This is a genomic window from Pseudomonas sp. D3-10 (assembly GCF_051132175.1).
GTDB lineage: Bacteria > Pseudomonadota > Gammaproteobacteria > Pseudomonadales > Pseudomonadaceae > Aquipseudomonas.
This window is the reverse complement of record NZ_CP071668.1, coordinates 718,105-742,271: the sequence shown is the minus strand read 5'-3', so window position 1 is coordinate 742,271 and position 24,167 is coordinate 718,105. Positions and strand designations below refer to the sequence as shown.

Genomic DNA, 24,167 nt, shown 5'->3' with positions numbered 1-24,167 from the left:
AGGTGCCCGCCATGCCTTGGCTGCAAGTACGCCTGGCCATCAGCCCGGAACAAGCCGAAACCTACGAAGACGCCTTTCTTGAAGTAGGTGCCGTATCGGTGACTTTCATGGACGCCGAAGACCAGCCGATCTTCGAGCCTGAGCTCAACACCACCCCGCTGTGGTCCCACACCCACCTGCTGGCGCTGTTCGAAGGCGGCACCGAGGCGGCCAGCGTGCTCGCCCATTTGGAGCTGCTCACCGGCGGCCCGTTGCCCGAACATCACAGCGAAGTGATTGAAGACCAGGATTGGGAACGCAGTTGGATGGACAACTTCCAACCCATGCGTTTCGGCCAGCGCCTGTGGATCGTGCCGAGCTGGCATGCAGCGCCGGAACCGGACGCGGTGAACCTGCTGCTGGACCCGGGCCTGGCCTTCGGTACTGGCACTCATCCCACCACCGCGCTGTGCCTGGAATGGCTCGACGGCCAGGACCTGGACGGCTGCAATGTGCTTGACTTCGGCTGCGGCTCGGGGATCCTGGCCATCGCCGCCCTGCTGCTGGGTGCCAAGGAAGCGGTCGGCACCGACATCGATGTCCAGGCCCTGGAAGCCTCCCGCGACAACGCCGGGCGCAACAACATCGACGAAGCGCTGTTCCCGCTGTACTTGCCCGAGGATCTGCCGAAGGTACAGGCCGACGTGCTGGTGGCGAACATTCTTGCCGGCCCGCTGGTGTCCCTGGCGCCGCAATTGTCGAGCCTGGTCAAACCGGGCGGACGCCTGGCATTGTCGGGCATCCTCGCCGAACAGGGTGAAGAAGTCGCTGCCGCTTATGCCGCGGATTTCAACCTGGACCCGATCGCCAATCGCGATGGCTGGGTGCGCATCACTGGACGTCGGCGCTAGAATGACCGCCTGTATCGACCGGATTGCCGCATGACCGACAGCTTCGTCACTCAGTGCCCGCATTGCCACACCAGTTTTCGCGTCAGCCATGCTCAATTGAGCGTCGCACGCGGGGTGGTTCGTTGCGGCTCGTGCCTGCAAGTGTTCAATGCCGCGAAGCAATTGCTGGAGCAACGCGCCACCAAGGACGTCGCTACTGCTCCAGCTTCCCCGGCAAAACCCGTGGTCGAAGCGCCACGGGCGATCAGCCAGAAACAATGGACTGCCGCCGAACTGGATCTCGATGACCTGGACAAGGAACTGGCTCGTCTGGAACGGCGCGACAAACGCGCACCCGACACCTTCGGACGGCGCCGCGAAGACAACCTGAGCGCACTGCGCGAGCATCCTTCGAGCGACCAGGAGCCCTGGGCTGACAGCCTGTACAGCGAATCCACCGCCGAGCGCGCCGAGACCGCCATCCAGCCCCCTCTCGAACCGTTCGAGCCCCATGAACCGGCCCGCCCGCCGCGAACCGAGCCATCCTTGTCCCTGGCCCTCGAGCCGCTGGAACCGGACGATGAGCCCGTCGCCCCGCTGAGCCTGGCGCCGGACGAGGAGACCGACGAGCACCTGGAGCGACTGTCCGCCACGGACGACCTGGACGACGAGCCGGAGCCGCTGGCGACACCGCGCAAGAAACGTGATCGCCAGGAGCCCGGCATACGCGCCGAAGCCCTCCAGGACCTGGACGACGACCCGCTGCAACTGGATTGGCGCAAACGCCGCTCGCCCTGGGGCCGGCGCTTGCTTTGGGGTTTGCTGGTGCTGCTCGCCGCCGCCGCCCTGGGCGGTCAGTACATCGCCTATCACTTCGAGGAATTGGCTCGCCAGGACCAGTACCGCCCGTGGTTCCTGCAAATCTGCCCGGCCATCGGCTGCGACGTCCCCTCCAAGGTCGACATCGCCAAGATCAAGAGCAGCAACCTGGTGGTGCGCAGCCATCCAGAGTTCAGCGCAGCCCTGGTGGTGGATGCGATCATCTACAACCGCGCGCCCTTCTCCCAGCCCTTCCCACTGCTGGAGCTGCGCTTTGCCGACCTCAACGGCCACCTGATCGCCAGTCGCCGTTTCAAGCCGGGTGAGTATTTGGGCGGCGATCTCGAAGGCCGGGGGGAAATGCCGCCGCAGACGCCGATCCATATCGCCCTGGACATCCTCGATCCGGGACCGAAGGCGGTGAACTACAGCCTGAGCTTCCATTCGCCCGAATGAAGGCTGCAGGGTCGATCGATTGACGACGGCATTCTGACTCGCCCGACCCAAACCAAACCGCTGGCGATAACGGAATAGCTGTTCAGATTTTATCCAATTCGACCTTTATCCAGTCATCGAGAGCGGGTATCATGCCAACCCTTTTTCGAAGTCTCATGATCCGGCCCCACTTCAGGGAACTCCTATGTCGGCGGTACGCATCGGCCCATATACATTGCAGAACGGTCTGGTCCTGGCCCCTATGGCGGGCGTCACCGACCAGCCCTTCCGTCAGTTGTGCAAACGATTGGGCGCAGGACTCGTGGTTTCGGAAATGGTCACCAGCGACATGAGTTTGTGGAACACCCGCAAATCGCGCCTGCGCATGATCCACGAAGGTGATCCCGAGCCGCGCTCGGTACAGATCGCCGGTGGTGATGCACAGATGTTGGCGGAAGCGGCCCGAGCCAACGTAGAGCTGGGGGCGCAGATTATCGATATCAACATGGGCTGCCCGGCGAAGAAGGTCTGCAACAAGGCCGCAGGCTCGGCACTGTTGAAAGACGAAGCGCTGGTCACCGAGATCCTGCAGGCGGTTGTCGCCGCGGTCGATGTGCCGGTGACCCTGAAGATCCGCACCGGATGGGACCGGGAGAACAAGAACGGCCTGACGGTGGCGAAGATCGCCGAACAGGCAGGTATCACGGCGCTTGCGGTCCATGGCCGCACCCGTGCCGACCTGTACACCGGCGAAGCCGAGTACGACACCATAGCCGCGATCAAGCAGGCGGTGTCCATTCCGGTCTTCGCCAATGGCGATGTCGACTCGCCCGAGAAGGCCCGGTACGTGCTGGACGCGACCGGTGCCGACGGCCTGTTGATCGGCCGGGCCGCCCAGGGGCGGCCATGGATTTTTCGTGAAATCGAACATTACCTGCGCACGGGAGAAAAGCTCGCTGCGCCGCAGTTGTCCGAGGTGGAACGTATTCTGCTAGAGCATCTGGCCGCGCTGCATGCCTTCTACGGAGAAGTCATGGGCGTACGCATCGCTCGCAAGCATGTGGGCTGGTATCTCGCAACCCTGCCGGGCGCCAGGGAGTTTCGCGCCCGTTTCAATCGTTTGGATGGTACGCAAGCACAATGCGCCGACGTTCAGGCGTTTTTCGCCGAACGTTACAAGAGCCTGACAGGGGACGAAGGGGTGGCCGCATGACGATGATGACCGAGACTTTAGTGAGTGGAACAGCACCCGTGAGCGACAACGTGAATTTGAAACAGCACCTCAATACGCCCAGCGAAGAAGGCCAGACCCTTCGCGGGAGCGTCGAGAAGGCGCTGCACAATTATTTCGCCCACCTTGAGGGCGCTGCCGTCACGGATGTGTACAACCTGGTGCTCTCCGAAGTCGAGGCGCCTCTGCTCGAAAGCGTGATGAACTACGTCAAGGGCAACCAGACCAAGGCCAGCGAGCTGCTGGGCTTGAATCGCGGAACCCTGCGCAAGAAACTCAAGCAGTACGATCTACTTTAAGCATTCAATCAAACCAGAAAGGCGCCCGCGTAAAAAACGGTCGCCTTTTTTGCTGACTTCCCTTGCTTTTGATGGAACCTGAAATGACCGACCAGACCACCCGCCTGCCGATCCGCCGCGCCTTGATCAGCGTCTCCGACAAGACCGGGATCCTTGAATTCGCCCGCGAGCTGCAACAGTTGGGCGTCGAGATCCTCTCCACCGGCGGGACCTTCAAGTTGCTGCAGGACAACGGCGTCGCCGCGGTGGAAGTCGCTGACTACACCGGTTTCGCGGAAATGATGGACGGTCGCGTCAAGACCCTGCACCCGAAAATCCACGGCGGGATACTGGGCCGTCGCGGCATCGACGACACCATCATGAACGAACATGGCATCAAGCCGATCGACCTGGTAGCGGTCAACCTCTACCCGTTCGAAGCCACCATCAACAAGCCCGGCTGCGACCTGCCGACCGCCATCGAGAACATCGACATCGGCGGCCCGACCATGGTCCGCTCGGCGGCCAAGAACCATAAAGACGTGGCGATCGTGGTCAACGCCAGCGACTACGCCAGCGTGCTGGAAAATCTCAAGGCCGGTGGCCTGACCTACGCCCAGCGTTTCGACCTGATGCTCAAGGCCTTCGAACACACCGCGGCCTACGACGGCATGATCGCCAACTACATGGGCACCGTGAACCAGGCGGCCGAAACCCTGGGCACCGAAGGCCGCAGCGAATTCCCGCGCACCTTCAACACCCAATTCGTCAAGGCCCAGGAAATGCGCTACGGCGAGAACCCGCACCAGAGCGCGGCGTTCTACGTGGAAGCCAAGCCTGCCGAAGTCGGCATCGCCACCGCCACCCAGTTGCAAGGCAAGGAACTTTCCTTCAACAACGTAGCCGATACCGACGCCGCGCTGGAATGCGTGAAGAGCTTCGTCAAGCCAGCCTGCGTAATCGTCAAGCACGCCAACCCGTGCGGCGTGGCGGTGAGCCCGGACGCCGAGGGCGGCATCCGCCAGGCCTACGAGCTGGCCTACGCCACCGACACCGAGTCGGCCTTCGGCGGCATCATCGCCTTCAACCGTGAACTGGACGCCGAGACCGCCAAGGCCATCGTCGAGCGCCAGTTCGTCGAGGTGATCATTGCCCCCTCCGTCAGCGAAGAAGCCCGCGCTATTGTTGCCGCCAAGGCCAACGTGCGCCTGCTGGCCTGCGGCCAATGGTCGGCCGACCGGGCGCCAGCCTGGGACTACAAGCGCGTCAACGGCGGCCTGCTGGTCCAGAGCCGCGATATCGGCATGATCGGCAGTGAAGACCTGAAGGTCGTTACCCAGCGCGCCCCGAGCGAGCAGGAAATCAACGACCTGATCTTCGCCTGGAAAGTCGCCAAGTACGTCAAATCCAACGCCATCGTCTACGCCAAGAACCGCCAGACCATCGGCGTCGGCGCCGGTCAGATGAGCCGCGTGAACTCGGCTCGCATCGCCGCCATCAAGGCTGAACACGCTGGTTTGCAGGTCCAGGGCGCGGTCATGGCCTCCGATGCGTTCTTCCCGTTCCGTGATGGCATCGACAATGCGGCCAAGGTCGGCATCACCGCGGTGATCCAGCCGGGTGGTTCGATGCGTGATGCAGAAGTGATTGCGGCGGCAGATGAAGCCGGCATCGCGATGGTATTCACAGGCATGCGCCACTTCCGCCACTGATACACCGACCCACTGTGGGAGCGAGCTTGCTCGCGATAGCGCCGGTTCAGTCAGCATTGGCGTCCGCTGACGCACCGCCATCGCGAGCAAGCTCGCTCCCACAGAAAGGCAGCTTTAACGCTGCATCCAGAATCAGCGTCATCGAGGTTTTTTGAAATGAATGTTTTGATCATTGGCAGCGGTGGCCGTGAACACGCCCTGGCCTGGAAAGTGGCTCAGGATCCGCGCGTGCAGAAGGTCTTTGTCGCTCCGGGCAATGCCGGCACCGCCATCGAAGCCAAGTGCGAGAACGTCGCCATCGACGTGCTGGCCCTGGAGCAACTGGCCGATTTCGCCGAGAAAAATGTCTCGCTGACCATCGTCGGTCCGGAAGTACCACTGGTTGCCGGTGTAGTCGATCTGTTCCGCTCCCGTGGCCTGGACTGCTTCGGCCCGACTGCCGGCGCCGCGCAGCTGGAAGGTTCGAAAGCGTTCACCAAGGATTTCCTGGCGCGCCACAAGATCCCAACTGCCGACTACCAGAACTTCACCGAAATCGAACCGGCATTGGCTTACCTGCGCGAAAAAGGCGCACCGATCGTGATCAAGGCCGATGGCCTGGCCGCTGGTAAAGGCGTGATCGTGGCCATGACCCTGAGCGAGGCCGAAGAAGCCGTACGCGACATGCTCGCTGGCAACGCCTTCGGTGACGCCGGTTCCCGTGTGGTAATCGAAGAATTCCTCGACGGCGAGGAAGCCAGCTTCATCGTCATGGTCGATGGCAAGAACGTCCTGCCCATGGCCACCAGCCAGGACCACAAGCGCGTCGGCGATGGCGACAGCGGCCCGAACACCGGCGGCATGGGTGCCTACTCCCCCGCGCCAGTGGTCACCGCCGACGTTCACCAGCGCGTGATGGACCAGGTCATCTGGCCAACCGTGCGTGGCATGGCCGAGGAAGGCAACGTCTACACCGGTTTCCTCTATGCTGGCCTGATGATCGACAAGGCTGGTAACCCAAAAGTCATCGAATTCAACTGCCGTTTCGGCGATCCTGAGACCCAGCCGGTCATGCTGCGCCTGCAATCGAGCCTGGTGCTGCTGGTCGAGGCCGCTCTGGCCCAAGCGCTGGACAAGGTTGAAGCCCAATGGGATCCACGTCCGAGCGTTGGCATCGTGCTGGCGGCCGGTGGTTACCCGGGCGACTACGCCAAGGGCAGCGCCATCAAGGGCCTGGAAGCCGCCGCCCAGTTGGAAGGTAAGGTTTTCCACGCAGGTACGGCATTGAAGGACGGCCAGGTCGTGACGGCTGGTGGTCGAGTGTTATGCGCCACTGCCATGGGTGCCAGCGTCGACGCCGCTCAGCAGCAAGCCTACAAGCTTGCCGCGCAGATTGATTGGGAAGGCTGTTTCTACCGCAAGGACATTGGCTACCGTGCCATTGCACGCGAGCGTGGCGAAAACCTGGAATAATCCGGTCATTCAGACAGGCAAGGGTCCAGAGCTCTTGCCTGTCTGCTCGGGCGCCGCGCATAGTTATCATCTGGCATCAACCTACGAAGGGATTTCGCCGTGCGCTGGCTCAGGATTGCCATAAGCTTGACCGTTACCCTGCTGACGCTGCTCTGCGTGTTCCCGGCACAGGCTGCGCCCGGCAGCGGCTGGGCGGTATTGCTCGACGAACAGGGCGACCTGAAGCTGAGCGACATCCGCTCTGCCCGCTATACCAACCAGTTCAGCCCCATTGACCTGGATCACCTCAAGGCAGCCGAGCCGGGGGGAGCCCTGTGGCTGCGCTTCCGGCTTTCCCCCGACAGGCATGAACAGATCCTGCGGGTCTTCGCGCCCGATCTGTCGCGCCTGAATCTTTATGTGCTGGATGGCGACACTCTGGTCAGCCAACAAGTCACCGGCAACGCCATGCCGCATACCGAACCTACGGTGCCCAGCAGCGATTTCATGCTGCCCTTGCCGCGCAGCGATAAATCGCTGGACGTCTACCTGAGACTGGCATCGCGCTACGAACTGCGCCCCTATGTCACGTTGCAGCCGGCGGTCCTGGCGGCGGCCAACCAGAACCAGACGCTGGTCTATGGGCTGTTGTTCGGCTGTATCGCCATGCTGATCCTGCACAACCTCACCCGCTACGCTTATACCCGGTCGCGCAGTTGCCTGTGGCTGGCCGCCTGCGAAGGGCTGCTGATGCTCAGCCTGGTACTGCTGCTGAACCTCGCTGGGGCCTGGCTGCCTGACTGGCCGGCGATCCAGACGCCGGGTGCCTATCTGGCCTTGTTGCTGACCGCGCCCTGCGGCTTGATGTTCGCCTATCGTTATTTCGCCCCACTGGGACCGCATCCATTGGACCGGCTGCTGCTGGGCGAAATTGTCTTCATTATGCTCTGCAGCCTGTTGCTGTTATTCGTCAACACGCTGCCCCTCAATATCATGACTTATGCGCTGGTGGCCCTGGCCGGCCTGAGCATGCTGTTCGTCAGCGCCTGGCACTGGCAGAAGGGCTACCGCCCGGCGCGGCTTTTCGTCGCCGCCATGGTGGTGTTCAACCTGGGTACGCTGATCATTCTTCCAGCCCTGCAAGGGCTGACCGAAGTCGCGCCCCAAGGGCTGATCGTCACCTTGCTGGTCATTATCTGCGTCAGCGGCCTGCTGATGAGCGTCGCGTTGGGCGAACGCCAGCGATCGATCAATGAAAACCGTTTCAGCCTGAGCCGCGACCTGGCGGCGAGCAATGCCGAGATCAACGCCAAGGCCGAGTTCCTGGCCAAGATCAGCCACGAGATCCGCACACCGATGAATGGCGTGCTGGGCATGACCGAGCTGTTGCTGGGCACGCCGCTCTCCGTCAAACAGCGCGACTACGTGCAGACGATCCACAGCGCCGGCAATGAACTGCTTACCCTGATCAACGAGATTCTCGACATTTCCCGTCTCGAATCCGGGCAAATCGAGCTGGATGACGTGCAGTTCGATCTCAATGCACTGATCGAGGACTGCCTGAGCATCTTCCGCGCCAAGGCCGAACAGCAGAATGTCGAGCTGATCAGCTTCATCCAGCCCCAAGTGCCTCGGGTCATCAGCGGCGATCCGACGCGGCTGCGTCAGGCGCTGTTGAGCCTGCTGGAAAATGCCTTGAAGAAAACCGATGAAGGCGAGGTCCTGATCGTTGTCGCCCTCGACGAGCGCAGCAGTCAACCGCGCCTGCGAATCGCGGTACAGGACAGCGGCTCGCCCATGGATGCCGAAGAACGCGAAACGTTGATGCATGCCGAGCTGCACAGCAAGAACGTCCTATCGGCCACGCGCCTGGGCGGCAACCTGGGGCTGGTCATCGCTCGCCAGTTGATCATGCTGATGAATGGCGAATTCGGCATCAAGAGTGGCAGCAGCCAAGGCAGCACCTTGTGGCTGACCTTGCCGCTGGACCCAGACCGCCTGGAACATCCGACCGCCGACCTCGATGGCCCGCTACAAGGCGCGCGGGTTTTGGTGGTCGATGACAACGACACCTGCCGCAAGGTGCTCGTGCAGCAATGCAGCGCTTGGGGCCTGAACGTCAGCGCCGTACCGTCGGGCAAGGAAGCCCTCGCGCTGCTGCGCACCAAGGCGCACCTGCGCGACTACTTCGACGTGGTGCTGCTGGACCAGAACATGCCTGGCATGACCGGCATGCAACTGGCCGCCAAGATCAAGGAAGACCCAAGCCTCAACCACGATATCCTGCTGATCATGCTGACCGGCATCAGCAACGCGCCCAGCAAGATCGTGGCGCGCAACAGCGGCGTCAAGCGCATCCTCGCCAAACCCGTGGCAGGTTACACGCTCAAGACCACCCTGGCGGACGAACTGAACCAGCGTAATAAAGGCCAGGCGCCGAATGTCCCGGTCAACGCCGGTCTGCCACTCCCAGTGAAGGTCCCCAGCGATTTCCGCATCCTGGTGGCAGAAGACAACACCATCTCCACCAAGGTCATTCGCGGCATGCTCGGCAAGCTCAATCTGCAACCCGACACCGCCAGCAACGGCGAAGAAGCGCTCAAGGCGATGAAAGAGCAACGCTACGACCTGGTCCTGATGGACTGTGAGATGCCCATTCTCGATGGGTTCTCCGCCACCCAACAGCTACGCGCCTGGGAAGTCGGAAACCAGCGCACCCGCACGCCAGTGGTGGCGCTCACCGCGCATATCCTCGCCGAACACAAGGAGCGCGCTCGCCAGGCGGGCATGGACGGGCACATGGCCAAGCCGGTGGAACTGTCGCAGTTGCGTGAGCTGATCGAACACTGGGTGGCCCAGCGCGATCAGCAAAACAATACAGCGCATACGTCCTGAGCCGACAGGCGCCAAATCGCCTGATAGACTCCCGTCGTCTTCCTCTGTCACGAGCCTTGACCATGCTCCATGTGCTGTTCAGCGTTTACCTGAAAATGTTGGTGCTCTACAGCCCCTTTTTCGTGCTGTCGTGTTTTATCAGCCTGACACGCGGCTATTCCCGCAAGGAACAGCGTCGCCTGGCCTGGAAAGTCGCGACCGCAACGCTGGTTTCCAGCGTGTTGCTGTATTTGTTTGGCAGGGTGATCTTCAGCGTGTTCGGCATCACGGTGGATGCGTTCCGTATCGGCGCCGGCAGCGTCTTGTTCATTTCGGCCTTGGGCATGGCCCAGGGCAAGTCGGCGGTACAAACCGATAATGTTCAGCAGGACGTGACCATCGTCCCGCTGACCATTCCGTTGACCGTCGGCCCCGGCACCATCGGCGCCCTGCTGGTGATGGGCGTAAGCCAGCCGCACTGGGACGACAAGCTCATGGCGATCATCAGCATCGCCCTGGCCAGCTTCACCGTCGGCGTGGTGCTCTACCTGTCCAGCCGCATCGAGCGAATCCTCGGCGACCAGGGCTTGCAGATTGTCAGCCGGCTGATGGGGTTGTTTGTCTGTGCGCTGGCGGCCCAGATCATTTTTACCGGGGTGAGAGGCTATCTGGTGCCGTGACCTTGGCCGAGAAAGGAATTAGCTGCTCTTGCGGCGGCTGAAGCGTTTACTAAGAACTTCCCTGCGATGCTTGCCCAAATACCCTTCAATATCGTTCCTGAGTGCCTCGTAACGTTCCGGGTTGAAGGTCACGAACGATTTGCCCCGGAAGATATCCCGTGCCGACGCACGCCAGTTCACGAAAAGAACGCCACCGTTACTTGAGGAGCCGGTCTGTTTTATCGAACTGGAGGATGCGATGAGAATACCGTTGGGTAACTGCTCACAAGGAAGGACAGACAGGCGCGCACCATCGGCGGACTTGACTTGGGTATTGAATAGGTCAATGGTCTCCTTGTCCTGCTTCAAACCATCAATTGTCGTACTGACCACCGCACCAAGTACCGTTGCCGCCGGTAGGCTGGCTTTCACGCCATCGATAACTCCTTTGACGATGTCGCTGATGACATTGTCCATATCCACCTGTAGCGAATTTTCGGAATAGCGCGAGTAGCCGTCATCGGCCACAAAGCAGCCAAGATCCTGCAAGCATCGAATGAAAGCCTCATACCAGCCATGAGTATTCTTGCCGCCAGGCACCTCATAGTTGGCCTCCATGATTGACATGGTGATCAGGTTCTCCATGATCGCCATGTTATTGAGCGACATATTATTGCCATAACCCAAAAGTGCATCCCCGAGCATCAAGGCATCCATTTCCTTGTTGGGATTATCCTGCACTGTCTGCATAACGGACCTGCGCGTACGCCGCCCGGTATCAACCAACGCCTTCCGCCTATTGATGCGAGCACTCACCAACTCCAAACTTTGCGCAACGCTAACGACACTATCAAACTTTTCCATACTACTTTCCTTTTTTAATGACTGACCGCTCCTGCGGACAAAAAACAATCTAAACCACGCACAACCAAACTCACAATCAAAAAGCAAATACGATATATGTCGCACCACCCCTACCACCGCCAAAAACATATTTAGACGACAACTATCATTCCTACCTTTATAAACACTCTGCGATAGTAGCCCTTCAACTAACCCACCCTCTCTAATGAAGGAAATTTTTGTCATGGCCGACAAACCATTAACCGGACTCGTAACGGGCCCGAATCTGTTCTCATATATCGGGGCACTTTCCCTACAAGACCACGACGACATTGCAGACTGCACCAATATAGCCACCCTATCGGCCGACCTCGGCTATCTCCGTCACGCCAACCCCCGCGATTGGTTTGGCGAATATGTCAACACACTGAATTTTCTCGGCTGGGGGCTTTATGACGGGTCTATCTTCGAAAGCACACAACACTCTTTATCCGGTTCCGTGGCAGAGTTCCTGGTACGAAGCGCCGACGCCATGCGTGATTCACGGCAAGCGAATGCGATGATCGATACATTGGACACCTTCAAGGCCAACAGTCCTGCCCTGTTATCGTTCGATACGGAAACGCTCCAGGGCGAGTCATTTCAAATCGTCCCGGCCCGGTACGACTCACAAGGCAACCTGCATATCGCTCTGTTTAAGCTCGAACTGAGCGTAAATGTAAAAAGAAGCAGTTTTTTGTTCTGGAACTGGGAAAACCGCACTGCCCGAGTGATCCAACGCAAAGCGTACTTGAGACTTGACAGAAGCACGCTGGACACACGAAGGGAATTAATCCGGAAGAAACTTGACGAGCAAGTCATGAGACGATTTTCCCTACGAAGCAATCGCCGCATAAGCGGCCAGTAACGGAACTCAAGGGGGCGCTATCCGTTTAGCGCCCATTAAAAAGGGCTGCTAATGGATCACATGCGCAGCCCTTCTTCTTACCGCTCGATTTAGCCAGGGATCAACCCGCCAAATCGACTTCCCTCGCCGCCGATGTTTCCAGTAACTCCTTTAGCGTGATGCTCTGGCTACCCGACAAAGCGACCACCTGCGTCACCCATGTCGAAACGGAATAGTAACGAGCCCCGCCGAAACTGAACCGCACATTGCCACGCAAGCTGACATCGGTGGCAAACACCTCACGACAAATCACACTGCGTCCGCTGTTCGGATCAAAAATCACCAGGTGTTCATCGACAATGCTCAACTGTAGTTGCTCAGGCTCCTTGAGGTCCCAGACCAACGTGCCGGGAACGGTAGCCTTGTCGGGCAATGAAGGCCGGCAGTCAAGGATGACCGACTGGACTTGCCACCAGATGGACGGTGGAAGTCGGTAAGTCACCGCACCTTCGCCCATGCGCAGGACCAACGTTGTCACATCGTCTGGAAGCAGCGCGGGCAGATCATCAATCTTCGTTTCGGCGCTCTGGACAACCAGCACCTCGCCCTCACGCTGAACATAGCTGAGCGGTCCCGCATCCCCTTCGCGGGGGTATGTCAGCAGTTTCCCATCCTTGTTTTCGCGAAGTAACACGTTGGTCTGGTGCTGGGTTCCAAGCACCTCGAATCCTTGCGCGAAGGCAACCCTGGGCACCCGGATCATGCGCCCGGTATCGGCGACGAACCACGCCAGGCCATCAGGCACTTCCACCGTCAACAGGGCGCTATGGGCGACGGACCTCGCCAATCGCTCAAGCGCTTCTTGCTCTCGCCCGCCCTGGGTGACCACCCACTCACGGGTGACTCCGGTGAGCAAAGCGTGTCCAGGATCTCGCAGCATGATCACCAGGCCCTCCTCGGTGACACCACGCAATCCCGGTCCGTCGACCGTCAGGTTGACGAACTTCCAGGGCGCCCACTCACGTTTCGCAGGAGCCAACACGTCAGCCTGGAGCAACTGCGAACCTTGACCGAACGCGCGCTCCACCTGTTCATGATCGATCAGGGCCTGGCGAAGGACCTCGCCATTGGACATATCGAACAACCAGGCCGCCTCGCCATCCGGGGTGACGTTCAAAAGACGAAGGACGGTCGCGTGCTCCGGTTTAGCCAGCAGCAGCCTGTTGTCGATGTACCAGGCGTACAACCTCGTCTTGCCGTCGGGAGCGACCAGCCCCAGAAGATCGAAACGATCGGTGTTTTGCTTGCGGGCGAGTGACTCCAGGGCAGGCCACCAATGCTGTTGTTTCTGCGGCGGCGCCTTGAACCAATGTTCGTTTATGCCCCCAAACCGAAGGTCTCCCTGGCGGGTCAGGTTGAAGAACAAGCCGTCGGTCCTCATGGCCGCGTATCCGTTGTCCATGGCAACGAAATCCTCGACGAACCCTCTCTGCCGCCATTTATCGGACCAAACTGCCTTGCCATCGACAAGGGTGCGCTGCCGACGACACACCGTCCGGTATTTGCGGTCGAAAATCATGAATGCATCGATTTCGTCTGCCAGGCTCAACAGGGTCAGCTCGGTCCCGTCCTTGATCGTGTCAGGCCAGCTGCGGTAATGCTTGGGTGGCGGCACGGGACGAATGATCAGGTTATCGCCCCAGCGCACCCACGCCATATCCCTGTCTGCATCGTTCAGCTTCCAGCAGATCGATACAAAGGGCGCCGGTTGCCAGGTGACAGTTTCGAAAGTGTGCATCCCTCCAAACGTTGACGAATATTCAAAACCATCCGCAAGCACTAGCGACCAGTCGCGAAGGGTTTCGCTGCTCCCTAGAAGTGCTTCCAGATGGGGGTCCAAACCTCGTGTGATCGAAGTCAGCAGCAGTCTCTCATCCTGGATGACGTAAGCCAGAACATCGATGCTGCGATCCTTGCGGGTAATCTGCTGCACGATATGGATGATCCCCTGTGCGTCTGCCTCGACACTCTTGATCACCGCCTTTACGCTTATTGAACCCCACAACCAATAGTGTCGGCTCAACAGCCCTGTCTTAGCGTCGACTTGCCAGATCCTCACATCCTTCGTGTCATAGAACCAGGCATAACCATTTACCACCGCCCCAAGCGATGTCGGTTCGTCACCTATGATTTCATCGCGGATGTAGAGGAAACGGTCCTCTTTCGAGTCGTACCAAGCCGTAACGTGTCGCGGGGGTTTCGGGTCTTCGAACGGAATCAGGTATTGACGAACCGGCGTGTACGGTGCCGTCAGCCGGTGCTGTTGGTTCAAGGCCTTGAAATATTCCTGCAGTGCCTGCTGGCCCTGGCACTCCGGCACCACCTCCAGGACAACATTGAGCTGGCGAGAGCCTCGGTCTACCTGGAACACTTTTCCTTGGGCGGTCCGCAACAAAACCTCATGGCTTCCAGTTGCAGTGAATGTCACCTCAACGTCACCAATGGACAGACGTTCCGTGGATGGAAACTTGATATCGCTTTCCTCGGCCCAGGGAGCGTCCAGTATCCAGGTCGAATGACCTGATTGCGTTGTACCGAGAGCCAGCTTCACACCGGGGTTGATCAGCACCGCACACCGCTTGCCGGCGCCCTGGATGCGATAAGTGATCAATTTGTGCCAGATCGGCGGAAGCTCGGGGATCACCAGCGAACGATCGGTATCATCCAGCACTACATCGATCGTGGTTGAACTATAGTCCGGCTCGAAAAGACGATGGAGGATGTAGTCACTGGGAAACGAATAGAAGGAAAAAAGGAACAGCCATTCGCCGTTCGCCTTTCTTTTCTCCAGGCGTCGCGCCGTGTCGAAACCGGTGTCATGGCGCCAGTTCGCAAAGGGCAGAGCCTTGTATTCGTAGCGGTAACAGGTCTGCGGAATGCACGGCAAGACGATGGCTTGGCCGGCGGGCGGCGTGAAGCTGACTCGAGACGGCAAGTCCAGTTCCCCGCGGATATCGATCGGCTGGCCGCGGTCGGTCGAAAACGATGGCACGCCAAAATGATCGTACAAGGGATACAGCTTGGGACTGCCCAGGTTCAGGGTTCCATCGGCCAGATTCACGGCGTCGATGATCAGCGACGGGCGTGGCTTCCAGGCGCCATGAGCCGCGTCGAGCCGATAGGCGTTCAAGTGGGCTTTTGCCACCTCATCGAAAAACAACCCGACCTGCTTGGCTTCCTCGGCAATGTTGGCAAACCCCTGGGCCAGTGCGGCGACTCCAACGCCCAGCCCCGCCAGCAACACGGAAGCGCTGCCGAGGAACGCCCCGGTCGTGGCGCCCGCCATCAGGGCACCCGCCGACAATGCAAGGCCGCCCGAATCGAAAGCCAGTTGGGTACCGAACTGCGCGCGTTCAACATCGTTATGCGCGGTCGCTAATTGGTAGATGTCGAACCCGACATTCGCCAGTTGCAGCAACCCCCCCGTCGCTTCGCTCATAGTGGCGCCCACGGAGGCCTTGACCACCGGCGCGACGGTGCTAGCGATCAGTTTCTCCTCATCCAACGCTTTGCGAACCAGGCCGACCAGCCCGGCGACGTCGGCCACAGTGCCATGGGCCATTTGCGCGTAATTGACATAGGCATGCAATCGCACCGCCAGGGTGAGGGGACGGTCGGCCCCTTCCCGTCCCCTCAGCGCGTTCATCAACGCCTGGATGGCGAAACCGGCGTTCAACGTATGAACGCCGCCCACCGCATGGGCATCGTCCGTGGCGGTGGGCTGGTTGGCCAACGTCGAGAAACGTTCCGAAAGGTGGTTTTTTATGCGCAGGAGACGATGGTCATCGGTCTTGATCTGTACCGGATGCCCTGGATCGGCCGGATCGACCATGGTTATCCGGTACGTCCCGTCCGGATCACCCTCCAGAGTGTCGAACAGCGGTACGAGGCTTGAGGCAGACTCACTCGTCTGTTGCAAACGCGTTGTCGCGTCAGCGATCTGTTGCGCCCACCAATGGCCATCCAAGGCCAGCAAGCAACTGCCAAGTCGCGGATTGTCCTGGAGCGATTGTCCCCGGGCGCTGGCGATCCGCGTCCTGACAGAGCGTTGCGACTGGCCTCGTAAGGCGTCGGGTAGCAACAACTGCGAAACCCGTACCGTATTGGGTAATACCTCCTTTGCCACCCGGCTACCATCCAGCTCGATCAAGTCAAACGAAGGATGAGTCTCTTCGCCATATGCGCCGTACTGGGCGGCCATCCCCTGGGTGATAAAAAACTCTTCCAGCGCCTTCGTAAAACCCGTGGCGTCCTCATAACCGAACACGCCAAAATTCGGATCGTAGAAGTGGTAGGTTTCGTGTCCGCCTTCGATAGTCTTTGCGGCAAGCATGACGTGATTATCTGAATTGAGCATCAATGTACTGGCCGTCTTGTTCTGCAGAATATGCACGACCTCACCCAGATCAGCGCGTTCGAGGGCATTACCCACGTTGTCCACTTTCATCTCACGCAACGATTCCAGGCTGCTCATGAAATCAGGCGAGTCCCCCTCGTCAGATGCCGCGATCGCCAGCTCGAATCGATTACACAGGGTTCGAATGGCATCCGCCCCCTGAGAAAAAGCAGCCGCCATGGCCAGGGACAATGGGTAGCAACGCCCAGCTACGCGATCACCCGGGCCCTGGAACAGTAGGTCCTGTGGTACGGACCTGAAAGCGTTCGGGTCAACGGCAAACAGAACAGTGTTCAACCGCCTGACTATCTGGCTCCGGTATTCATGCATCGCCGCCTGCTGGACGCGCTCTACGTATTGACCCCACTGACGTAACGTCAACGGCTTTTCGAGCAGGGACCTCCTCAGCCCCAACGCGGTTTCGTCATGCCGGGGACCACCGTTCACCGCACTTTCAATCCCTGCCAGGAACGCCGGGGCCTGATGCGCATATAACGCGCGCTCGATTGCTGTGTAACGGTTCAGGGTCCCGGGTTTCTTGAAATCATTGAGCAGGTTTTCCAACTGCGGGCGAGCCGCGTCGAAACTGGCATTGTCCAGCCTCTTCAAACCGATCAATGCCCCAATCTGAAGGCGTTGCAGCGGTCCCAACTGGAGAACGTCAAGATGCCCGCCAGCCATCTCGTTCAAGAGTTGCCCAATGGATAACGGTTGCACCCGCTGTTCGCGCGGTGGCGCTGGCATGAGTTTTCCGTTGCTTTGGGCACGAATGGATTGGCGGTCATCGAACCCCAGGGGAATGACCTCATCGAATACCACCTCACCGGTGTGGCCCTGACTCATCGCGGCAATGAAGGGCTCGCCCAACTCATCGGCGAGTGGCTGTAGCACGTCGGTGGAGAGTACATGGCGCCCCTCGATCACCGGCCAGCCTTCCTCGAACTCGATACTGTACGGCTTGAGCAGTTCCGCCAGGTTCGCGGTGTAGCGGGCTTGCATTCGGCCCTCGGTCCAGCGAGCTTTTTCGGCCGCGAACCAGGCGTCCATGTCTGCGGCATTTTCCTTCCATGAATGGTCCTGCTCTTCCTCCGTCATGTTGTTGAAGCCCGTGTTCAACCGAACGGATTTGCGCAGCGCTTCAGCCCCCTGTGGCGTGAGGAACCTGCTCCCATACTCCATCAGGCCCGCCCGCACGGCGCCCGGCCCCGTCAGGAATATCGATCCCTCGGCCTGGGGACGTAAACCGTCACTGAAATAGTCCATTATTGCCACGCGAAGCCTCATGGCACGGCGATCTTCAATGCCGGTCTTTTCGTCGACGATATCGAATTCAACCTTGAGAACTCCCTCCGCAAGATTCGAGATGCGGTCGGCCTCATGGAAATTGATATTATCTTTTCCGGCTTCGCGCTCAACGGCGAGCAATGCCTGATGATGAATCTCGAAGCGCTCGATAATGGCATTGACCGCAGCCGACCCCGGATGGCTGACAATCAAGGCATTGGATTCCCCATCGTCGATCTGGGCCAGGCGCAAACTGTCGGCACGCGCACGGCCATCCGTAAACGGCGCAAACACCTCCTTCGACGACGGGGCAGTTTCTGCAAATTGTTCCAACGCCCCGCGATGCTCTTCAGGGATGTCAGCGGTGTAGTCCGTGTATCGATCGACCAGCGCCTGGCGACCCGGCATCCAACCGGGATTCTTGTTCAGCAGTAACTGCAACACACCCAGTCGTTCGGCACGCTTGAGACGGCTGACATCAATGCCCGCCATGCTCTGGACAAAGGGTGGCAAGAAGTCCACATCGCTGTAGATACCACCTTCGTCATGCACCACCAGCATCCGCACAATGTCCGAGGCTGCCGCGAGGTTGCCGCGCAAGGACATTTCACGATGATAAAAATCCCCCAGACGAGGGAAAGCCTGAAGCTCACGGACACTGCGCAGTTGCACGCCTTCGTCGCTCAAACCGTGCATGACTTTAGCGTTCTTATTCTTCAGTGCGCGCAGAACACTTTCATCGCGTTCATATCCGCGAACCAATAAATCGATGCGCGCCTCATCTGCATTTTTACCCTGCTGAACTGCCCGATCGATGTGCCTGGACATCTGGCGCTTTAGGGCCGTTACTCGCACTTCATAGCGATCCGCCAGTTCATGACCCGAGGTCGCGACCTGCTCTTCGCCACCCCATGTATCAGCCTTCGCCGCCTCAACGATAATTCGCGTAGTTTCGTGTACCAATAGCCCATCCGGGTCATGCCAGACATTCACGGTGAAATCTTTGGGCATTACCTGTTTCCACAGGCGAAGGTAATCCAGCTGAATATCGCCCAAGCCTCCGCCAAGCCAAACAAAATGCAGTTTTCGTGGCACTTCGCTGACAGGTTGTTTCATTAACTCAATACGGTTGGACAGGCGCGTTTCGTAACTTTCTACCCTGCGATGACTACGCCTCAGGCCCCTATCCTCGCTGGCCGGGTCCGAAGACGATTCTGACGCACGCCTACGCCTGCTTTGCCCCTGAAGCGACTCCAAGGTTCTTTTCAGGAACGCCAAAGGCGTCAGCATTTCAGGCGTATCTCGCGTTTTGACACAGCTGTCATAGTATCTAAGCGCTGCGTCGTATCCTTCGGTACCTGTATAAGGCGTCAATATTCGCTCTAGCGCATCGCGCGCCACCAACTTGTCGAAAGTGGCGTAATCCCTCACGGGTGAATCTTTGAATCGTTTCATAAAACGGCAATTCCATTTGATATAACAGCCCGACGGGGCGGGCATTGTTTTAATCGAGCACTTCCCTGCACTCGCGCATACTTTTAAAAAACAATAGAACAGTTCACATTTGACGACACAAACATAACCGTCACCCGGGCGAACCTCAACCAGTCGCTCCGTCAATCATCATTCAAGATAAAACCATTAAAAAGTTACACTTCACCGCGAGGCAGCCGAATACCGTCAAACAAGACCTGACAACTAACCTGAACTAACTCGCCTCAACGAATCGGTCCAGACTCATAAAAAGGAGGGTAACTTAAAGACAGCGACCCGAACGGGCCGCCAGATTTTTTCAGAGCGGTTTATCGCCGTACCACCGTGGGGTGTAGACCCAGTTCCCACCCTCGGCACGAGGGAAGACACAGGTCGTGGAAGAACCCACAAGCACCATCGTGCGCATGTCGACCTGCTCCGGGGTCAGCTGCCCCAGTGTCGTAACACGCAATGTCTGGCCGGGACGGCCTATGTCGCGCCCCAAGACCACCGGAGTATCCGGAGCACGGTGTTCTGCCACGATCTCAAGCGCACGGCCCAGTTGCCATGGGCGAGAACGGGAAATCGGATTGTAGAACGCCAGGGCCAGGTCGGCTTCCGCCGCCAGGGCCAGGCGCTTCTCGATAATCGACCAGGGCTTGAGATTGTCCGACAGCGACATCACGCAGAAATCGTGCCCCAGCGGCGCGCCGGCCTGGGCGGCAGTGGCCAGGGAGGCCGACACGCCCGGCAGGATTTGCAAGTCGACGTTATGCCAGCCCGGGTCACTGGATTCATGCAACGCTTCGAGCACCGCCGCCGCCATGGCGAATACGCCAGGGTCACCCGAAGACACCACCACCACCGATCGCCCCTGGGCAGCCAGTTCAAAGGCGTGCCGGGCGCGCTGCATCTCTTCACGATTGTCGGTGCAATGCTGCATCTGGTCGGCACGGAAAGGGCCGGCCATGCGCACATAGGTTTCATACCCCAGCACGTCGGTGGCGCGGTCAAGTTCGGCGCGCACGGCCGGCACCATCAGCTCGGCCGCGCCAGGGCCAAGACCGATCACCGCCAGACGTCCGCGCGCGCGTCCGATCCGTTGCGGATCGACGGGTTGTGCGGCCACGGCAATGGCGATATTGCCCGTGGTCTGAATCGATACCGGCTGCCCCAAGGCACCGGCCAGCCACTGCGCGACGCTGCCGTCGGGCGCGGCGAATCGCAGCGGTACGCCCAAGGCCGAAGCGGCTTGTTGCAATTGCGGGCGCGCCATGTCGCTGTCCGCCGCCAACAGGCAGGCCAGTGACTGCACTGCAAGCCCCGCCTGGGCCAGCGCTTGGACAATGGCGGTGGAATCGTCTGACGCGCCGGCGCTCACCGCGACCACGACGTTGCGCGGATAGATGCGCAACTCATCCGCCGCCGGCACGCCCGCGGCACTGTCGACACGAATCGCCAGCCGCGCCTGTGCATCCTGTGGCAACTGCGCCTGGTCCAGCCACGGCGCCGAGCCCTCGATCCGCACCGGCTCACCGGCCAACAGGTCGGACACGAAGCGCTTGCCTTGCTCCAGGTCGCCAAGGCTGTAGCCGCCTGGCGGATTAAGCAGGCATGTGCCGAAACGCAATTCGCCGCTGGTGGTGATGGCCGGCGCGACTTGGAGCGCCCCGGCAATCTCGCGGGCCATGACGTTCACGCCCCCCAGGCCGCCCAGTAACGGCACCACGGCGCTGCCATCCTCGGCCACGGCGAGCACCGGCGGCTCGACGCCCTTCTCCAGCAACAGCGGCGCCAGCGTGCGGATGACAATGCCAGCCGCGCATAGCGCGATGATCGGCGAATCCTCCTGATAGAGCTGGCGCAACGTTGCGCCAAACTCGGCGTATGGCCGATCGCTGCCCTCGACCCGGCCCGCCAGCCCATGGATCAAAGCCTCGGGATAACGCTGCTGGATTCGCCGGGCCGTTGCCAGGCTGCCGGTGCCGAGAATGACAATGGCAGGAGCTTTTGCCGTCATCCCTGCCACCGTTCGCCAGGGACGATGATCAGCGAGAAATACGGCGAGGACATCGGCTCGACTTCATCCAGCGGGACGATTTTCTGATTGGCCATGGTAGCTCGCTCCACATACAACGCCCGCCCATCCAGACCCAGCTCCTGCAACACCTGTCGAACCTTGGGGAAGTTGCGTCCCAGCTTCATGATGACCGCCGCGTCGGCGTCGGCCAGCCGGCGCTTGAGTTCCCCGTGGGGCAATACCCCCGAAAGCACCGACAAGCTCTGGTTGCGATAGACCAGCGGCGCGCCGAGCACCGAGGCACCACCGAGCATCGAGCACACGCCCGGGATGACTTCGGCGACATAACGCTCGGCCAGCCGATCGTGCAGGTACATGTAGGAGCCGTAGAAGAACGGGTCGCCCTCGCAGATGACCGCCACGTCGCGACCGGCGTCCAGGTGTACCGCCAACTGTTCGGCGGCGGTGTCGTAGAAGTCGGCGATCACCTCTTCATAGGACAGCGGCGCTGGCAGCACCTCGGTGGTGACTGGATAGACCAGCGGCAGCAACGTTTGCGCGACCTGCAAATGCGCCTCGATGATGCCGAAAGCGTTGCCCTTCTTGCCCTTCGCGACGAAGTACGCCACCACGGGCGATTCGCGCAGCAGGCGCAAGGCTTTGACTGTGATCAGTTCGGGGTCACCGGGCCCTACGCCGAGGCCGATCAGGCGTCCTGGCTGCTGCATCATTCCACCTCCGTGGCGAGGGCGTTGACGGCGGCGGCGGCCATGGCGCTGCCGCCGAGCCGCCCTTGCATGATCACGAACGGCACGCCCCGGCTGTTGGCCGCCAGCGCCGCCTTGGATTCGGCGGCGCCGACAAACCCCACCGGAAAACCGAGGATCAGGGCCGGTTTTGGCGCCCCGGCGTCGAGCATTTCCAGCAGGTAGAAGAGTGCCGTTGGAGCATTGCCGATGACCACGACGCTGCCTTCCAGGTGTGGGCGCCACAGCTCAAGGGCCGCCGCCGAGCGGGTGTTGCCCAGGTCCAGGGCCAACGCCGGCACGCGCTCGTCACGCAAGGTGCAGATCACCGGATTGTTGGCCGGCAGGCGAGCCCGCGTCACGCCCTCGGAAACCATCCGCGCGTCGCACAGGATCGGCGCGCCGGCCGCCAGCGCCTGGCGACCGGCCGTGCCCGCGCCCTCGGAAAACTGCAGGCCATCGACCGCCTCGACCATGCCGCAAGCGTGGATCACCCGCACCGCGAGTTTTTCCAGATCGGCCGGTATGCGCGCCAGGTTGGCCTCGGCGCGGATGATCGCGAAGGAGTTGCGATAGATCTCCTGACCGTCGCGGATGTAATCAAGCATCAAGGGGGCTCCGGGGATGAGCGTCGAGCCAGTGGTCGAGCGCTTCGATAGTCAGATTGTGCGCCTGCAACGCGCCGAAACCCGGCAGCGTCGCATCGCGAAAATACAGGTCATAACGACCGGGGGCGACCGCCAACAAGGTGACGGGCGCGATATGGGCCGCCGCGCAGGAACGCGGGCAACCGGACAAATGAATGCTCAGCGCCTGGCCACGGCGGTGCAGCCGCTCCGCCAATTGGTGAGCGTCGGCCTTGGTGTCGGCCATGGCCTTGGCGCAGCCACTGGACCCGGTGCACGCGATGAGCTGCGCCAGGGGCTGATCGACCGAAACCAACAGGCCCAGCGCCTGAAGCCGCGCCAGTACACCGGCGGCGTTATCGGCGCGAACGTTAGGCAGCAACAGGCTTTGCCAAGGGGTGAAACGAAGGCTGCCGTCGCCCTTCTCCCGCGCCAGCCGCGCCGCGCCGCGCAGCATGGCGGCATCGAGCCGGCCCAGGGGAACCGCGGCGCCAACGAAAACGCCCTCGTCATGCTGGGGATGAATACCGATGTGCAAGCCATCAGTCGAAGCAACCCGCCGCCAATCCGGGCAGGGTTGCAGCGGTACCCGGCGGGCCAAAAGCGTGACGAATTCATCCGCGGAGAGTTCAGCCAGCAACTCACGCATGCGGTTCTGGTCGGGGCGGGCCAGGTCGAGGAACAGCTCAAGTACCGCCACCACCAAGGCGTGCCCTTCGGCCAGGGGTACCCGTCCCGCCGGCTCGTCCAGCGGGACGCCAGCGAAGCCGAAGGCCAGCCAGGGCTCACCATCGCGTACCAACGCCGACAACCACAGGTCGTGGTGATGTTCCAGCATCGCCAGTGCTTCTGCACCGTCCAGTTGCACGGCGAACTTGGCCGACAGTTCATGGAAACGTTCGTGGGTTTGCAACGTAGTGAGGATCTGTTCGGCCAATGGGCGAGTGTCGATGAGCATCCGCCGATCGATGCCGGCCGAGGGGCTGAGCATGAGATTGCGCACGTCATCGCCGGCCGGATTGCGAGGGCCAAGCCCAGCAGCCAGCAAAGACTCGATCAGCGCGTCGCGCTCGGGGCCGATCCCACGAACTTGCAGGTTGGCTCGGTTGGTCGCCTCGATCACACCGCCGGCGAACCGCTCGGCCACCAATGCCACGGCCTCGGCCTGGTCCGCCTGGATCGAACCGCCATCGAGCTTGATCCGACAGATCCCACCGTCCAGCGCCTGGACGACACGCAGCAACCCGGGGCAACCCGAGGGGCGTATGACGTGGCGGGACGGACGTTCGTTCAAGTTATAACCGGCAAGTAGGAGCGCCGCATCGGCGAAAGGCCGCCATTATGCCTGCTTTGCCTGGGGTCATGAAAAGCTTGCTGGTCGGATTGCCGATCGTGCATACACAAATCCTGTATCCATCACACATCCCACTGTGGGAGCAATGCTGTTCAGCAAAGGCGAACACTTGGGAGCGAGCTTGCTCGCGATAGCGGTGTGCCTGAAAAAATGAGTGTTGAATGTGACGCC

Annotated in this window: 15 protein-coding genes; 9 read left to right on the top strand and 6 right to left on the bottom strand. The window is 60.4% G+C overall.

Translation table 11 applies throughout. The annotated features are described in order from the left end of the window. Window positions 1-11 precede the first annotated feature (11 nt). The 8 genes from prmA (at window position 12) to J3P90_RS03110 (ending at window position 10,329) form a co-directional block, all read left to right on the top strand. A complete protein-coding gene (gene prmA, locus J3P90_RS03145; protein WP_420766273.1) occupies window positions 12-890 on the top strand; it encodes a 50S ribosomal protein L11 methyltransferase in 879 nt (292 codons plus the stop codon). 30 nt (window positions 891-920) lie between these two features. Then, window positions 921-2,144: a DUF3426 domain-containing protein gene (locus tag J3P90_RS03140; RefSeq protein WP_434607976.1), complete on the top strand. Its 1,224-nt coding sequence runs from the start codon at window positions 921-923 to the stop codon at window positions 2,142-2,144. Window positions 2,145-2,328: 184 nt separating this feature from the next. Next, complete coding sequence (dusB, locus tag J3P90_RS03135) at window positions 2,329-3,336, top strand: tRNA dihydrouridine synthase DusB (protein WP_434560863.1); 1,008 nt, start codon at window positions 2,329-2,331, stop codon at window positions 3,334-3,336. Beyond that, complete coding sequence (gene fis, locus J3P90_RS03130; protein WP_007921650.1) at window positions 3,333-3,653, top strand: DNA-binding transcriptional regulator Fis; 321 nt, start codon at window positions 3,333-3,335, stop codon at window positions 3,651-3,653. The genes dusB and fis overlap by 4 nt, the downstream gene beginning before the upstream one ends. 83 nt (window positions 3,654-3,736) lie before the next feature. Further along, the gene (gene purH / locus J3P90_RS03125) at window positions 3,737-5,344 is read left to right on the top strand and encodes a bifunctional phosphoribosylaminoimidazolecarboxamide formyltransferase/IMP cyclohydrolase (protein WP_434675815.1); all 1,608 of its coding nucleotides are present in this window, start codon (window positions 3,737-3,739) and stop codon (window positions 5,342-5,344) included. Window positions 5,345-5,500: 156 nt separating this feature from the next. Then, window positions 5,501-6,796: a phosphoribosylamine--glycine ligase gene (gene purD / locus J3P90_RS03120; RefSeq protein WP_434560865.1), complete on the top strand. Its 1,296-nt coding sequence runs from the start codon at window positions 5,501-5,503 to the stop codon at window positions 6,794-6,796. A gap of 99 nt (window positions 6,797-6,895) precedes the next feature. Next, on the top strand, window positions 6,896-9,670 hold the full coding sequence (locus J3P90_RS03115; RefSeq protein ID WP_434607982.1) for a response regulator: 2,775 nt from the start codon (window positions 6,896-6,898) through the stop codon (window positions 9,668-9,670). 62 nt (window positions 9,671-9,732) lie between these two features. Continuing rightward, complete coding sequence (locus tag J3P90_RS03110; RefSeq protein ID WP_230148745.1) at window positions 9,733-10,329, top strand: MarC family protein; 597 nt, start codon at window positions 9,733-9,735, stop codon at window positions 10,327-10,329. 18 nt (window positions 10,330-10,347) lie between these two features. Here the strand turns inward: J3P90_RS03110 and J3P90_RS03105 are convergent, their stop codons facing one another. Further along, on the bottom strand, window positions 10,348-11,172 hold the full coding sequence (locus tag J3P90_RS03105) for a hypothetical protein (protein WP_434607984.1): 825 nt from the start codon (window positions 11,170-11,172) through the stop codon (window positions 10,348-10,350). Window positions 11,173-11,395: 223 nt separating this feature from the next. Between J3P90_RS03105 and J3P90_RS03100 the strand changes: the two genes are divergently transcribed. Beyond that, window positions 11,396-12,058 carry a hypothetical protein gene (locus tag J3P90_RS03100; protein WP_434649066.1) on the top strand — a complete coding sequence of 221 codons (663 nt, stop codon included), beginning with the start codon at window positions 11,396-11,398 and terminating at the stop codon, window positions 12,056-12,058. 100 nt (window positions 12,059-12,158) lie between these two features. Here the strand turns inward: J3P90_RS03100 and J3P90_RS03095 are convergent, their stop codons facing one another. The 5 genes from J3P90_RS03095 to cobG all read right to left on the bottom strand — a co-directional run bounded on the left by J3P90_RS03095 (window position 12,159) and on the right by cobG (window position 23,936). Beyond that, window positions 12,159-19,232 (bottom strand): TcdA/TcdB pore-forming domain-containing protein, encoded by a 7,074-nt coding sequence (locus J3P90_RS03095; RefSeq protein WP_434675814.1) that lies wholly within the window; start codon window positions 19,230-19,232, stop codon window positions 12,159-12,161. A gap of 337 nt (window positions 19,233-19,569) precedes the next feature. Beyond that, window positions 19,570-21,270 carry a precorrin-3B C(17)-methyltransferase gene (gene cobJ, locus J3P90_RS03090; protein ID WP_434675813.1) on the bottom strand — a complete coding sequence of 567 codons (1,701 nt, stop codon included), beginning with the start codon at window positions 21,268-21,270 and terminating at the stop codon, window positions 19,570-19,572. After that, window positions 21,267-21,998 carry a precorrin-2 C(20)-methyltransferase gene (locus tag J3P90_RS03085; protein WP_434676534.1) on the bottom strand — a complete coding sequence of 244 codons (732 nt, stop codon included), beginning with the start codon at window positions 21,996-21,998 and terminating at the stop codon, window positions 21,267-21,269. Before J3P90_RS03085 ends, cobJ begins: the two co-directional genes overlap by 4 nt. Beyond that, a complete protein-coding gene (locus tag J3P90_RS03080) occupies window positions 21,998-22,624 on the bottom strand; it encodes a precorrin-8X methylmutase (protein ID WP_434560877.1) in 627 nt (208 codons plus the stop codon). The genes J3P90_RS03085 and J3P90_RS03080 overlap by 1 nt, the downstream gene beginning before the upstream one ends. Further along, window positions 22,617-23,936: a precorrin-3B synthase gene (cobG, locus tag J3P90_RS03075; protein ID WP_434607993.1), complete on the bottom strand. Its 1,320-nt coding sequence runs from the start codon at window positions 23,934-23,936 to the stop codon at window positions 22,617-22,619. Before cobG ends, J3P90_RS03080 begins: the two co-directional genes overlap by 8 nt. Between the last annotated feature and the right edge of the window lie 231 nt (window positions 23,937-24,167).